At 76.6% G+C, this 13,114-nt stretch carries 11 protein-coding genes; 8 read left to right on the forward strand and 3 right to left on the reverse strand.

From position 1 onward, the window contains the following. Nucleotides 1-4: 4 nt before the first annotated feature. The 5 genes from ACWDRR_RS08605 (at nucleotide 5) to ACWDRR_RS08625 (ending at nucleotide 5,798) form a co-directional block, all read left to right on the forward strand. Complete coding sequence (locus ACWDRR_RS08605; RefSeq protein ID WP_449771419.1) at nucleotides 5-292, forward strand: hypothetical protein; 288 nt, start codon at nucleotides 5-7, stop codon at nucleotides 290-292. Then, nucleotides 292-702: a TadE/TadG family type IV pilus assembly protein gene (locus ACWDRR_RS08610; RefSeq protein ID WP_449771420.1), complete on the forward strand. Its 411-nt coding sequence runs from the start codon at nucleotides 292-294 to the stop codon at nucleotides 700-702. Before ACWDRR_RS08605 ends, ACWDRR_RS08610 begins: the two co-directional genes overlap by 1 nt. 95 nt (nucleotides 703-797) lie before the next feature. Beyond that, nucleotides 798-1,196, forward strand: a complete 399-nt coding sequence (locus ACWDRR_RS08615; protein ID WP_449771421.1) for a TadE/TadG family type IV pilus assembly protein — start codon at nucleotides 798-800, stop codon at nucleotides 1,194-1,196. Nucleotides 1,197-1,488: 292 nt separating this feature from the next. Further along, a complete protein-coding gene (locus ACWDRR_RS08620) occupies nucleotides 1,489-1,872 on the forward strand; it encodes a hypothetical protein (protein ID WP_449771422.1) in 384 nt (127 codons plus the stop codon). Then, nucleotides 1,872-5,798: a BTAD domain-containing putative transcriptional regulator gene (locus ACWDRR_RS08625; protein WP_449771423.1), complete on the forward strand. Its 3,927-nt coding sequence runs from the start codon at nucleotides 1,872-1,874 to the stop codon at nucleotides 5,796-5,798. Before ACWDRR_RS08620 ends, ACWDRR_RS08625 begins: the two co-directional genes overlap by 1 nt. Nucleotides 5,799-5,908: 110 nt before the next feature. Here ACWDRR_RS08625 and ACWDRR_RS08630 read toward each other — a convergent pair whose 3' ends face one another. Further along, nucleotides 5,909-6,400, reverse strand: a complete 492-nt coding sequence (locus ACWDRR_RS08630) for an RrF2 family transcriptional regulator (RefSeq protein WP_449771424.1) — start codon at nucleotides 6,398-6,400, stop codon at nucleotides 5,909-5,911. A gap of 114 nt (nucleotides 6,401-6,514) precedes the next feature. Between ACWDRR_RS08630 and ACWDRR_RS08635 the strand changes: the two genes are divergently transcribed. From ACWDRR_RS08635 to ACWDRR_RS08645, 3 genes are all read left to right on the forward strand, one after another. Next, nucleotides 6,515-7,246 carry an SDR family oxidoreductase gene (locus ACWDRR_RS08635; RefSeq protein WP_449771425.1) on the forward strand — a complete coding sequence of 244 codons (732 nt, stop codon included), beginning with the start codon at nucleotides 6,515-6,517 and terminating at the stop codon, nucleotides 7,244-7,246. A gap of 223 nt (nucleotides 7,247-7,469) precedes the next feature. After that, nucleotides 7,470-7,904, forward strand: coding sequence for a VOC family protein (locus ACWDRR_RS08640; RefSeq protein ID WP_449771426.1), 435 nt, complete (start codon nucleotides 7,470-7,472; stop codon nucleotides 7,902-7,904). A gap of 828 nt (nucleotides 7,905-8,732) precedes the next feature. Continuing rightward, nucleotides 8,733-10,847 carry a hypothetical protein gene (locus ACWDRR_RS08645; RefSeq protein ID WP_449771427.1) on the forward strand — a complete coding sequence of 705 codons (2,115 nt, stop codon included), beginning with the start codon at nucleotides 8,733-8,735 and terminating at the stop codon, nucleotides 10,845-10,847. Between the two features lie 63 nt (nucleotides 10,848-10,910). On the opposite strand, the gene ACWDRR_RS08650 is transcribed toward ACWDRR_RS08645, so the two are convergent. Further along, on the reverse strand, nucleotides 10,911-11,363 hold the full coding sequence (locus tag ACWDRR_RS08650) for a hypothetical protein (RefSeq protein ID WP_449771428.1): 453 nt from the start codon (nucleotides 11,361-11,363) through the stop codon (nucleotides 10,911-10,913). Between the two features lie 356 nt (nucleotides 11,364-11,719). Then, entirely contained in the window at nucleotides 11,720-13,078 is a 1,359-nt protein-coding gene (locus ACWDRR_RS08655) for a S53 family peptidase (protein WP_449771429.1), read from the reverse strand. Between the last annotated feature and the right edge of the window lie 36 nt (nucleotides 13,079-13,114).

The raw sequence follows: 13,114 nt of genomic DNA on the forward strand, positions 1-13,114 counted from the left end.
TCCGATGTCCGACCAGCTCAAATCCCTGGCAGGCCGGCTGATCCGGCCCACCCTGTTGCCCGTTCAGTTCGCCCTGCTGCTCTTCCAGTTCCGGGTCGGCCGGCTGAAGGCCGCCAGGGCGCGCGGCGACCGGGGCGCGATCAGCATCGAACTCGCCCTGGCCATCATCGCGCTGGTCTTCGTCGCCGGCGCCGTCGCGGTGGCGCTGTACGCGCTGAAGGACAAGGTCGTGAAGAAGGTCGAGCAGGACCCGAACCTGCCCGGCGGCGCCGGCGGTGCGGCGACCCCGTGATGCACCGACCCCGTCGCCGCCGCGACCGGGGAGCGATAAGCCTGAGCCTGGCCATCGTCTTCCCGGTCGTCCTGCTGCTCGTCCTGATCGTCGTCCAGGGCTCGATGTGGTGGTACAACCGCCAGCTCGCGCTCACCGCCGCCCGCGAGGGCGTGGACGCCGGCCGCGTGCAGGGGAACCAGAGCGACGAGGTGAAGGACGCCGCGGCCAAGCGGCAGGCCGAGGACTTCCTGCAGCGGCAGGGCGGCCCCGGCTACCGGGTGCGGACGGACGGGAGTTCGCCGGTGCTGATCCGGGTCACGGTGGAGCTCACGCCGCCGGTCCTGATCCCCGGCGTCACCCCGCCGACCATCACGCAGCACGCCGAGGCGCCGCGCGAGCGCTTCGTCCCGCCGCGGGCGGCGCCGTGAGGCGGGCGGGGCGGCCGGGCCGGGCCGCCGGGCGGGGGAGCCGGTTCGCCCGCCTGCGGTCGGCCCGGTCGGCGCGCGGGCGCGACGCCGGCGGGGTGGCGATCGAGGCGGCGATCGTCGCCCCGGGCGTCGTCGCGCTGATCCTGGTCGCCGTCGCCGCCGGCCGGGTGCAGACCGCGGCCGGCACGGTGGAGGCGGCGGCCCGCTCGGCCGCCCGGACGGCCTCGCTGGCGCGCAGCGTGGACGGGATGGACGAGCTGGTCAAGAAGACCGCCGCCGAGACCCTGAGGCAGCAGGGCGTCACCTGCCGCGACAGCGACACCGTGGTGAAGCACGGCGAGCTGATCAGCCACGGGGTGACGCTGGCGACGGTCGAGGTGACGGTCCGGTGCGAGGTGGGTCTGAGCGACCTCCTGCCCGGGCCGGGCATGCCCGGGACGAAACGGCTCGAAGGCCGGTTCGTCTCGGTGGTCGACCGGTACCGGGCCGGGTGAGCCGGGCGATGCCGGTGAGGTGGACGGCCGGTGCCGACGAGGGCTCCGGGCGGGGATTGGGGACGGCCCGGGCGGGGGAGACGCAAGCGGAGAGCTCCCGGGGGACGGCAGGGCGAGGCGGAGCGGTCCCCGGTGGGGCCGCCAGGGAGACGAAGGTGCGGGAGGGGGCGTGACGGTGCGCAGACCCGGGGGGGAACGGTGGGGCGGCCACGCCGTCCGGCGGTGGGCCGGGGGCCGGCGATCCGGCCGGCGCGGCCGGGACCGGTCGGACCGCGGCGCGATCGCCATCTTCGTGGCGATCTGTGCGGCGTTCCTGGTGCTGATCATCGCCCTCGTGGTGGACGCCGGCGGCCGGTTGCGCGTCGCCGAGCGCACCGACGGCTACGCCCAGGAGGCGGCCCGGGTGGGCGGTCAGCAGCTCGACGAGGCCGCCCTGCTCCGGGGCGAGGGCTACAAGATCAAGCAGGACTACGTCAAGGACGCTGCCAACAGCTACCTCGCCCTGTACCACCTCTCCGTCCACGACGTGGCGTTCTCGGACGACGGTTCGTCCGTCACCGTCACGGTGCAGGCCGAGTACCGGCCGGCGCTGCTGGGCGAGCTCGGCAAACAGAAGGTCACGGGCAAGGGCAGTGCCACCCTCGTCCACGGAGTCGAGAAAGCGGAGACCGACTGATGGTCGCGCCACGTGCCAAGGACCAAGCCCGCGCCGGACGCCCGGCCCGGGGCGTGCCCGCCCCGGCGGGAGCCCGCCGCCGGCCGGCCCCGCTGCCACCGCGCCGCGGCGGCCGGGGCGGCGCCCTGCTCACCGCCGTCGCCGCGCTGGTCGCCCTGATCGTCCTGCTGGTCGGCGTTCCCGCGCTGCTGCTGTACGGCACCGGGGCGGTCGCCGCGATGGGCGAGGTGGCGCCGGACGGCGTCGGGCAGCTGCTCACCAGCCCCGACGACGGGCGGCTCTTCCTCTGGCTGCTGGTCGTGGTCGGCTGGCTGGGCTGGCTCTGCTTCGCGTTCTCCGTCCTGCTGGAGATCCCGGCGCAGCTGCGCGGGCGGATCGCCCGGCGGATCCCGGCGTTCGGCTGGAGCCAGCGGGTCGCGGCCGGCCTGGTCGGCTCGGTGATCGCCCTGTTGCCGGTGGCCGGTTCGGCCTTCGCCGCCGCCCCCGACCGGGCCCCGGCCGTCGCGCAGGCCCAGCCGGCCGCCGGCGTGCAGCGGGCCGCGCTGCCCGCGGCCCAGGCCGCGCCCGCCCTCGCACCCGCCGCCGACCAGCAGCCCACCTACACCGTCCGGGACAGCCGGCCGGCCGACAGCCTCTGGTCCATCGCCGAGCGCCAACTGGGCTCGGGCGAGCGCTGGGTGGAGATCGCCAAGCTCAACGACGGCCGGACGATGGGTGATTCGGGCCTGCGCTTCGACGCCGAGCGGCCCATCCAGCCCGGCTGGGAGCTGCTGATGCCGGGCGACGCCAAGGCCGACGAGGCCAAGGCGCCGACCCCTGCGCCCGTGCCCGCGCCCGCGCCGAGTGCACCGAGTGCGCCGCAGCCGGGCACCGGCGGGACCGCCGGGAGCGGGCACGGCACCGTGACGGTGGCGGCCGGGGACAGCCTGTCGGCCATCGCCGAACGGGAGTTGGGGGACGCCGAGGCCTGGCCGAAGCTCTTCGAGGCCAATCAGGGCGCCCAGGCGCCGGACGGCGAGCGGCTGACCGACCCGGACGTGGTGGTGCCGGGGATGGTGCTGACGCTGCCGGGGGCCGCCGCGCCCGCGCCCGCTCCCGCTCCGACGCCTGATCCGGCACCCGCACCCGTTCCCGCACCTGCTCCGGCTCCCGCCGACCAGGCTCCGGCACCCGCCCCCCAGGCACCGGCACCGCAGGCGACTCCCGCCCCGGCTCCCGCGGCCACCCAGGCGCCGACCCCCGCGCCGACCCCCGCGCCGACCCCCGCGCCCACCCAGGCACCGACCGACGCCCCGGCCCCGGCCGCGCACGCCGAGGCCCGCAGCGACGACTACACCGTCGCCCTCACCGCCTCCACCGTCGGCGTGCTGCTCGCCGCCATGATGGTCGGCACCGTCGCCCACAAGCGCGGCACCCAGCTGCGCGCCCGCCGTCCGCGCCACCGGATCGCGCTGCCGGCCGCCCCCGCCGCCGCGTTCGAGGCCGAACTGAAGGTCCGCCAGGACGACCGCGGCCTCGACCTGCTCGACCGCGCCCTGCGCACCATGGCCCGCAACACCGTGCGCGGCGGCAAGCGCCTGCCCGCCATCGTCGCGGCCCGGATCACCCCCGGCCACACGGTCGAACTGCACCTCTCCGGCCCGGCCACCCCGATCGCGCCGTTCCGCGCCGCCCACGCCGCCAACGTCTGGTGGTGCGCGGCCGACGCCGGTGAGCTCCTCTCGCCCTCCCAGGCCCGCAAGACCGCCTCGCCCTACCCGGCGCTGGTCACCCTCGGCAGCGCGCCCGACGGCTCGGTGGTCCTCGCGGACCTGGAGACCGTCCGGCTGCTCCACCTCTCCGGCCACCCGGACGACGCCCGGGACGTCCTGCGCACCCTGGCCATCGAGCTGGCCCACAGCCCGCTGGCCGACCGCCTCCACCTGCACCTGGTCGACCTCGCCGAGGAGTTGCCGATCAGCGGACCGGCCGCCGAGCGGGTCCACCGGCACCCCACCCTGGAGGCGGCGCTCGCCGCCCTCGGCCCGCGCACCGCCAAGGCCCGCGCCACGCTCGTCGCCGCCGAGGCCGCCAGCCCCCGGGACGCCCGCAGCCGGGGCCTGGCCGACGAGTCGTGGGTCCCCGAGATCGTGCTCTGCGCCCAGCAGCCCGGCGGCGACGTCCCGGCCGAGCTCGGCCGCCTGCTCGACGCCCGCCCCCGGACCTGCGTCGCCGTGGTCACCCGCGCGCCCGAGCGCGGCACCGGCCCGGTCGCCCGCTGGACGCTGCCCGCCACCGGCCAGGCGACCATTCCCGGCCTGCACGTCACCGTCGAGCTCCAGCGCCTGACCGACGGCCAGTACGAGCAGGTCTCCGAGCTGCTCCGGGCCGCCGACGACACCACCCAGCACCCCGCCCCCGCCTGGACCCTCGACGGCCCCGGCGTCGATCTCGAACCGGCCGAACTCCCGGCCCCCGTACCGGTACTGGCGGCGGTCGGCGCCTCGGCGGCGCCGTTCGGCGGCGGTTTCGACGGTGGCGGCTTCGACAACGCCCTCGGTACCGGTTTCGACGGCGGCGCGCTCGACGGCGGCAGCGGCGGTGGGGCGGACGACGGTGTCGAGGCGGCCGGTCCGCGTCTGCTCGCCCGGGTGATCGGCACCGGCGTCAGCCCGTTCGCCGGCACCGATCCGGCCGCGCCCGCCGCCGGTGGACCCGGGTCCCGCTACCTCGTCAACGGCCTCGGCCGGCAGGCGAGCACCCCGGCGGTGCCGCCGGCGGGACCGCCCGCGGTGGCGCCCGCCCCGGCGGCCGCCGACGGGGGCCGCGCCGAGGCCGACCCCGCCGAGGGGGAGGCCGACGAGACCACCCAGAACCTCCGGCTGCCGGCCCCGGTCGAGACCCAGGTGATCGTCCCGGTCCAGCCGCTGCCCGCGGCGGCCCCCGGGCCGGAGCCGGTCGCGGAGCCCGCGCCGGTGCCGGTGCCGGTGCCGGAGCCGGTGCCGACGCACGACGCCGCCCCGGCGCCCACCGGCGCCGATCCGAGGGTCCCCGGCCGCCCCGAGCCGGCCCCGGAGCCGGCTCCCGGCCCGGCCGCCACCGCCCCGGTGGCGCGCACCACCCCGGTGCGCAGCGACAGCGACGACCTGCTGGCGATCCTCCGCTCCCCGGAGGCGCACGCCGTCCGCACCGCCCCCCGGATCCGGCTGCTCGGACCGGTGGACGTGGCCGGCGCCACCGGCACGGTCGAACCGGCCGCCCTGCCCCGGCTCACCGAACTCGCCGCCTACCTCTCGCTGCGCTCCGGCGCCGACCACGCCGCGCTCGACCACGACCTGCACCCCGGCGCGGCCCACCTGGACACCCACCCCACCGTCGCCGACGCCGAGAGCCCGCTGCCCGGCAAACTCGCCGACCTGGCCGCCTGGTTCGGCACCTCGGCGGAGGGCCGGGCCTTCCTGCCCACCGACACCACCGACGGCTACGCCTTCGCCCCGACGGTCACCTGCGACTGGGACGAGTTCCGCGGCCTCTACCGGCGCGGCATGCGCAGCACCAGCGCCACGGCGGACGCCGCCCTCGCCCACGCCCTCGCCCTGGTGCGGGGCGCCCCGTTCGCGGAGGCCCCGCCCGCCGCGTACGGCTGGGCCGAGGCGGAGCGGCAGGACATGATCGCGGCGATCGTCGACACCGCCCACGAACTCGCCGCCCGCCGCCTCCAGTACGGCGACCACCGCAGCGCCGAGGCCGCCGTCTTCCGCGGTCTCGCCGTCGCCCCGGACGTCGAGCTCCTGCACCGCGACCTCTTCTACGCCTACGCCTCCGCCGGCGCCCGGGACCAGCTCCTGCGCGCCGTCAACCGGCTGGACGCGCTGAGCCGCCGCACCGGCCGGGACCTCGACGCCGACACCGTCGCCCTGCTGCGGGACCTGCTCTCGGGGGCGTGAGCGGGCGGGCGGGCGCGACCGGTCGCACCCGTCCCTGCTCGGACCTCCCCGCCCCGTGGCCGGACCATCGATCCGGCCGCGGGGCGGTCGCACGATCCGCCGCACGGACCCTAGGCCCGACCGCCCGGGCCCTCGTTCAGCCAGGCGCCGATCCTCGGCAGTGCCTCGGGGCCGCTGTCACCCTCCACCGACGCGACGAGGTCCGCGATCGTGACGGCGGCCAGGGACGCCCGCCACGCCTCGTCCGCCGCTCCCATCGCCCGGGCGATGGGGCACGGCCCGGTGCACTGCTCGGGCGGCGTCCCCAGCGGTCCGCGCCGGCGGATCTCGGTGCAGACGAACGCCGGGCCCGCCCCGTCGACGGCCTGCACCACGTCCAGCAGGGTGATGTCCTCGGCCCGCTCGGTGAGGACGTAGCCGCCGGTCTTGCCCTGGACCGAGTGCACCAGGCCGGCCCGGGACAGCGCCTGCATCTGCTTGGCCAGATAGCTCGGGGACACGTCGTGCAGCGCGGCCAGCCGGGCCGACGGCACCGGTTCGCCGGCCGTGGTCAGCACCACGCAGCAGTGCAGCGCCCACTCCACGCCACCGGACAACTTCATGCCACCTCCATGTGACTCGGACCCAGGCTATCCGAGTATCATCATCTCGGACATGAGATGTCCGAGTTTCTGCCCGGGGTGGGGCTCGGCCCAGGAAGAGAAGGAAGGCACACCATGAACATCACCGTCATCGGCACCGGCCTGATCGGCTCCCAGCTCGCGACGGAGCTGACCGCGCGAGGCCACGAGGTGACCACCGCGTCGCTGTCGTCCGGCGTCGACCTGCTCACCGGGGCGGGTCTCGACAACGCGCTCGCCGGCGCCGACACCGTCGTCAACGTGACCAATTCCCCCACGTTCGACGACCGGTCCCTCGACTTCTTCCGCACCACGGTGGGCAACCTGCTGGCCGCCGGCGAGCGGGCCGGGGTGAGCCACCAGGTCGTGCTCTCCATCGTCGGCGCGGACCAGGTCGCCGAGCTGGACTACTACCGCGCCAAGGTCCTCCAGGAGGAGCTGCTGCGTGGTGGCCCGACGCCGTACTCGATCGTGCGCGCCACGCAGTTCTTCGAGTTCATGGAGCCGACCATGTCGTGGACCTCGGACGAGACCGCGGTGCGGCTGCCCGCGACCCCGCTCCAGCCGATCGCCAGCGCCGACGTCGTCGACGCGCTCGCCGACGTGGCCGGCGCGGCGCCGCTCGGCGGGATCCTGGAGGTCGCGGGCCCCGACAGGTTCACGCTCGACGAGATCGGCCGGCTGACCCTGGCCGCGCGCGGTGACCGGCGCCCCGTCGTCGTCGACGACCGGGCGGGCCTGTTCGCCGCCGTCCGCGGGGACGTCCTCACGCCGGGGCCCGACGCCCGCGTGGCGCCCACCCACTACCGGGACTGGCTCGCCGGCTGACCGCCCACCGGAACGGACTGTCGGGGCCCTGCCGGCCGCCACCGACAGGGCCCCGACAGTCCGTGGTGCCGCCACCCCCCCCGCCGGAGGCCTCGGTGCGTCCGGCATCCGGCCCGGCCGGCGCCGCACCCCTCCCGGTCGACGAGGTGAGCGCCCGCAGGGTCCGCACTCCCGCCGGGGCCGGCGGCGGGCAGGCGTCGGCGCCGGGTCATACGCTCCTGTCATGGCAGCCAGAATCGACCTGACCCTCGACTGCGCGGACGCGCAGCTCCTCGCCGGTTTCTGGAAGACGGCACTGGGCTACATCGACGAGCCGCCGCCGCCCCCCTTCAGGACCCGCGAGGAGTGGCTCGCGCAGTTCGACCTGCCGGAGGACGACTCCGAGGACGACGGGGCATGGCTCTGCGATCCCGACGGAGTCGGGCCCCGGCTCTCCATCCTCAAGGTCTCCGAACCGAAGACGGCGAAGAACCGGCTCCACATCGACGTCCGGGTGCCGGGGCACGGCAGCGCCGGCGAGCGGTGGGCGCGGATCACGGCGGAGTCCGAGCGGCTGGTGCGGGCGGGCGGAGCCGTCCTGGAGGTGTTCGACGGGCACCACGTGGTGATGGCCGACCCGGAGGGCAACGAGTTCTGCGTCGCCGCGGGCCCGGCCTGAGGCGGCGGAGCGTCGCCGGCGCGGCCACCACCGCGTCGATGCGTCGTGATGACGGGGCCTCACCCGGAGTGCGCCGCCCCGGCGCCGTCGGCGGCCGAGCGTTCGCGATCCGCCGGCACGGTGCGTGTCCACCGGGGCCGGACGCCCGCGTCTCCCGGCAAGGTGGCGGATCCTCGGCGGGCCCCGGGAGCCGGCGCTGTTCCGTGCCCGGGTGCGGAGGTGGGTGGGGGCGGCCGGGGTGTACCGGCCGAGGCCGACGGCCCGGGTGAACACTTGGCGGCGTCCTGCCGACGCCGCGGACACCGGCGCAGGGCGATCCGGCCGGTGGGCGCGCCCACCGCCACCCGGAGCAGACGGCCGGACGCCTCGTCACAGGGGCACGGCGGCTGCACGATCGGGTGGGATCCCCGTGCCGGAAGGGCAGGCCTCCGCCGAGTGCGGAGTGGGCGGCGCGGGGGCGGCACGAGCTCCACCGGGCCGTCAGAAGCCTGCGGAGAGAAGCGGCCCCTCGCCCCGGCGGGCCGGGGTCGACCGCGGCGCGCGCCCGCAGCCGTCCGGGCGCCGGCGGGTGCGCGGGCGCAAGGGGGGTGACGGCCGGGCGAGCCGGGTGAACTGCGGTGAACAGCGGCGGTACGGCGCGACGGAGCGGTGGGGCGGTGATCGCCCACCCGGCCTGGCTCGGGTGTGCCGGGATCTCGTAGGGTGGCGCAGACGGTCGTGGTCGCAGGCGCCACGGGGCAAGGGCAGCAGACGCCGCTCAGCGGCGGGGCGGGGCGGTGACCAGAGATGGCGGAGTCGACAGCTCTCCCAGGAGGCCCCGATTCCGTCGTGGAGCCGGCCCCCCGGGACGCCGCACCGCCGCGGCCGCCGCGCAATCCCTACGAGGAGCACCCGCCGGGCCCCGCGGCCCTCTACGAGCCGCCGGTCCCGGTCCAGCCGCCGGCCCCCGCCCCGGCGCCGACTCCGGCCCCCGCCCCGGCCGCGCCGATGGCGCCGCCCACCGGATGGACCGTCACCGGGATGTCCTTCGTCGCCCCGCCGCCGTCCCCGACCCCGCCGCCCTCCGCGACCCCGCCGCCGTTCACCGTCCCGGGCAGCACCCCGGCGCACGGCACCGCTCCGACACCCGGCAGCACGCCCGCCCACGGCACCACCCCCGCCCACGGCTTCGCCGCCGGTCCGGGTGGCCTCGGGGCCGCGCCGCGCGGGCGGATCCTGGTGGTCGAGGGCGGCTACGGCAGCTCCGGCCGCCGCACCTGGGGGCGTGGCGGCCCCACCCAGGCGCCCGTCCTGTCCGCGATGCTCGCCGCCGTCTCGCCCCAGGTCCTCCTCGCGGCCGACGCGGTGGACGCCGTCCACCTCCCCGGAGCCAGCGACCCGCACACCGTCCTCGCCCACCTGCGCGCGGCCGCCCGGCACCCCGGGCCGCTGCTGGTCCACCTCGGCGGCCATCTGCTCGCCGACAAGCGCGGCGGCCAACTCCACCTCACCCTGCGGGACTCGAAGCCGGGGAGCATCCGGCAGGACGGCATCGCCTGGCAGTCCGTCGCCGCCGAGCTCCGGCACCGGCCCGCCGACTGGCAGACGCTCGTCATCGCCGACCTGAGCGCCGATCAGAACGCCTGGCCCTACCTCCAGGGCACCGTTTCGCCGCTCGCCGACGGCCTCCCGCTCTGGGCGGTGGTCAGCCCGGACCCGGAGCAGATCGGCACCTTCACCCGCGCGTTGATCGAGGCCCTGCACGGCGGCCGCCCGGGCGCCGACGCCGTCCTCGCGCCCGAACAGCTGCGCCAGCAGGTGTACTCGGTGCTGCGCCCGGACGTCGTCATCCTCGCCACCCACGCGCCGAACCGGCCGTTCTTCCGCAACACCGCCCGCCGCACGGACGGCGCACTGCCGGACGCCGTCCCGTACGAGGGCCCGCGCCCCGCCGCACTGCTGCCCCGCCCGCCGGCCCAGCGCGACAGCGCGCCGTCCGCCCGGCCCGCCGTGACGTTGAACAAGGGCGCCGCGGCCGCCTTCCCGGTGCCCGGCTCGGCACCGGCGGCCGCACCGCAGCACGCCCCGGCGCGGCCGTCCGACGACCCGGTGAACCTGCTGAAGCCCGGTGTGCCGCCCACACCCCCGCCCCCGGCCCGGCCGGTCGACCTGCTGAAGGCCTACGCCTGGCGCCCGGCGGCGACGGCGGGCGTGACCCTGGGCAAGGGCCGCCCGGCGGACGCGGTGCCGGCGGACGCGGTGCCGGTGGACGCGGTGCCCGTGGATCCGCTGCCCGTGGACGTCGCGCCGGCCGATGCGCCGCCGGCCGTCACTCCGGCCGTCACTCCGGTGGACGCCCCGGTGGACGCGGAGCCGGCGGTCGGTGCCCCCGACCCGCAGCCCGCCGCCGTCGAGCCCGAGCCGGAGCCCGAGCCCGCCGCGGAGCCCGCCGCCGCTGCCGAGCCGGAGCCCGCAGCCGCCGCCGAGAGCGACACGGCCCCCGAGGCCCCCCAACCCCCTCGCGACGACTACCGCGAGGTGATCGGCCGCATCGTCCGCAGCGCCGACGCCGGGGACCACGCCGCCGCCACCGACCTCGCCTTCGCCCTCGAACTGGAGGCGATCGCAGAGCACGGCGCCGTCTCCGCGCCCGTCCTCCAGGTCCGGCAGGTCCGGGCCCACGTGTGCCGCCTCGCCGGGAAGTCGGTCGAGGCGGCGGACATCTACCGCGAGGTGGCCCTGACGCTGCTGCGCTCCCAGGGCCCCGACCACCCGGACACCCAGCAGGCGGCCACCAACGCCGAGGCCTGCTGGCGGGCGATCGCGGACCGGGCGGAGGCGATCCGGATCGCCCCCGAGATCATCGAGCTGCGCGCCCACCTGCCGGGCCGCGACGGCCGCAAGCTGCGCGCCGCCGAGCGCTACCTGGCCCAGCTCGCGGCCCCCCGGCCGGAGACCACCTGAGCACCGGGACGGGCGGGCGTGCGATACGCCCGTCCGTCCAGTCGTCGATGAGGTCCTGACAGGTCATCCAGTAACGGCCGAGCCCTGCGGCCCTGCGATCGGGCACAGCGCCGGGTCGTTTCCCGCCAGTACGCAGGCGATGGCCGGCGCCAGGAGGTTCAGGATCAGGCCCGTCGACAGGCGGGGGAGTAGATCGGGCTGATGGAGGATCAGCGGGGCCAGTCGTTGGAGTCGGAGGAGACAGGCCCCGACGTCATCGGCGCTGTGGGTCTCCGGGCAGAGGGGGCTCCCGATGAGCTGCGGATTGGCGAGCAGCACGGCCCTCAGCGCGGCCTCGATCGCCGCCGCGTCGGCCCGTGGCTGCGTCGACGGGCCGGTGTGCCGCGCCGCCGGAGCGGCGGTGTTCCCCGTGTGGCCGGAATCGCCGGCCAGTGCCACTCCGGCACCACTGAAGAGCAACGTTCCGGACGTGATCGCCGCGATCGTTCCTGCGGAGAGTTTCTTCAAGAGAGCCATGGGCTCCACCTCGGATCGTGGTCAGGCCGGTTTCCGGGGCGCCGCCCCTTCGCGGGTGCGTACGGCGCCGGGAGGTGCATCCGAACGGTCGATGTCCAGAGGGGCCCAGTGCTTCCCGCTTCCCCCAGGAGCCGGCCACCATCGGACTGTTCAAGCGCACCACGTACGGCCGGCCCGCGCATCCGGAGCCGCTCCGGGACCACGTCGTACCCCGGACCGGACCGGGACGGGACCGGACCGGCCCCGGCCGTTCGCCCCGGCCCGTCCGACCCGACCCGCCCCGGCCGTCCGACACGGCGGAGCGGACGGCCCACCCACCCGGCCGTCCGCTCCGCCGTACCCGGATCCAGGGGCCGCTACCGCCCGGCGAGGGCGTGGACGAACCGCGCGCCGTCGATGGTGCCGAGCCCGCTGGCGAGGTCGTAGCCCTTGGCGGCCCGGTAACCCGTCACGGTGTCCCAGGAGTTGTCGCCCGCCGTCACGTCGACCAGGCCGCTCCACTGCTGCGGGAGCAGGGCGAGGCCGTAGAGGCGCCAGTTGAGCTGGCCGAGGCGGTGGCCGGCGAGCTGGTCGGCGAGGGCGACGACGCCGGAGAAGATCGGGGTCGCCTCGCTGGTGCCGCCGGTGAGGTGCCAGCCGACCGAGGTCGGGTCGTAGGACTCGTACGTCCAGGCGGCGCCGTCGACCGCCGCGCTCATGCTGAGGTCGGGCGTGCCCCGGTGGTTCCCGGTGACACCGGCGACGCCGGCCTGGTACCAGGGGCGCTCGAAGACGGCGGAGGTCCCGCCGCCGCCGGCGCCGTAGTTGTCGTGCCACACCTGGTCGGGCCCGGTCCGCCGGCCCGCGTCGTCCAGGCTGAGCTGGGTGCCGCCGACGGAGGTGACCAGCGGGTCGGCGGAGGGCCAGGAGTTGACCTTGTGCGGGTAGAGGTCCTCGCCGTTGGCCTGGTAGTCGGTGGCGCCGGTGTCGCCGGAGGCGGCGAGGACGGTGACGTCGCGCGCCGCGGCCTCCTGGAAGGCGTACCGCAGGCCGGTGATGGAGCTGTAGTCGCCCTTGTCGAAGCCGGGGAAGGTGTTCTCGGTGGCGCCGAAGCTCTGTGAGATGACGTCGGCGCGGCCGGACTTGATGAGGGCCTTCTCGGCGTCCATCATCTCGGGCAGGCCGGTCGTCCCCTCGGTCTCGGCGACGCCGGTCTCGACCAGGATGATGTGGGCGTCGGGGGCGATGGCGTGGGCGTACTCGACGTCCAGGGTGCTCTCACCGGCCCAGCCGGTGTGGTCGGGGTTGGTCGGGTCGAAGACCGGGACGTTGCCCCACCTGACCACCTCGACCTTGGTGTCCGGGATGCCCCACTGCTTGTCGAAGACCTCCAGGTCGTGCTGGATGGTCGGTGAGCCGAAGGAGTCGACGATGACGATCGTGCGGCCCTTGCCGGTGACGCCCTCCCGGTACAGCGGGTCGAGGTTGTAGGCGGTCCGGTACTGGAGCGGGGAGTAGCAGTGGATGCCGATCTCGCTGACGCACTGCGAGGTGGGCAGGGGCGCGTTCCGGCCGACGGCACTGATGTGCCCGGCCGAGGCGGGGCGGACGTGGACGCCCGCGAGGCCGGCGGCGGCCGGGTGGGCCGCCGGGACGGCGAGCGTGCCGGCCGTGAGGGCGGTGGCCCCGACGGCGAGCAGGGCCAGGGCGCGGCGGAGGGTGGCGGGGCTGCCCATGGGACTCCTTGGGACGCAGGGCCCGACCTGGTCAGG

The sequence above is a fragment of the Kitasatospora sp. NPDC003701 genome (assembly GCF_053587085.1).

Bases quoted from the DNA above. Each gene is read 5' to 3' on its own strand.
- ACWDRR_RS08605 (WP_449771419.1), top strand. From the start codon at position 5: ATGTCCGACCAGCTCAAATCCCTGGCAGGCCGGCTGATCCGGCCCACC.
- ACWDRR_RS08610 (WP_449771420.1), top strand. From the start codon at position 292: ATGCACCGACCCCGTCGCCGCCGCGACCGGGGAGCGATAAGCCTGAGC.
- ACWDRR_RS08625 (WP_449771423.1), top strand. From the start codon at position 1,872: ATGGTCGCGCCACGTGCCAAGGACCAAGCCCGCGCCGGACGCCCGGCC.
- ACWDRR_RS08630 (WP_449771424.1), bottom strand. From the start codon at position 6,400: ATGAAGTTGTCCGGTGGCGTGGAGTGGGCGCTGCACTGCTGCGTGGTG.
- ACWDRR_RS08635 (WP_449771425.1), top strand. From the start codon at position 6,515: ATGAACATCACCGTCATCGGCACCGGCCTGATCGGCTCCCAGCTCGCG.
- ACWDRR_RS08640 (WP_449771426.1), top strand. From the start codon at position 7,470: ATGGCAGCCAGAATCGACCTGACCCTCGACTGCGCGGACGCGCAGCTC.
- ACWDRR_RS08650 (WP_449771428.1), bottom strand. From the start codon at position 11,363: ATGGCTCTCTTGAAGAAACTCTCCGCAGGAACGATCGCGGCGATCACG.
- ACWDRR_RS08655 (WP_449771429.1), bottom strand. From the start codon at position 13,078: ATGGGCAGCCCCGCCACCCTCCGCCGCGCCCTGGCCCTGCTCGCCGTC.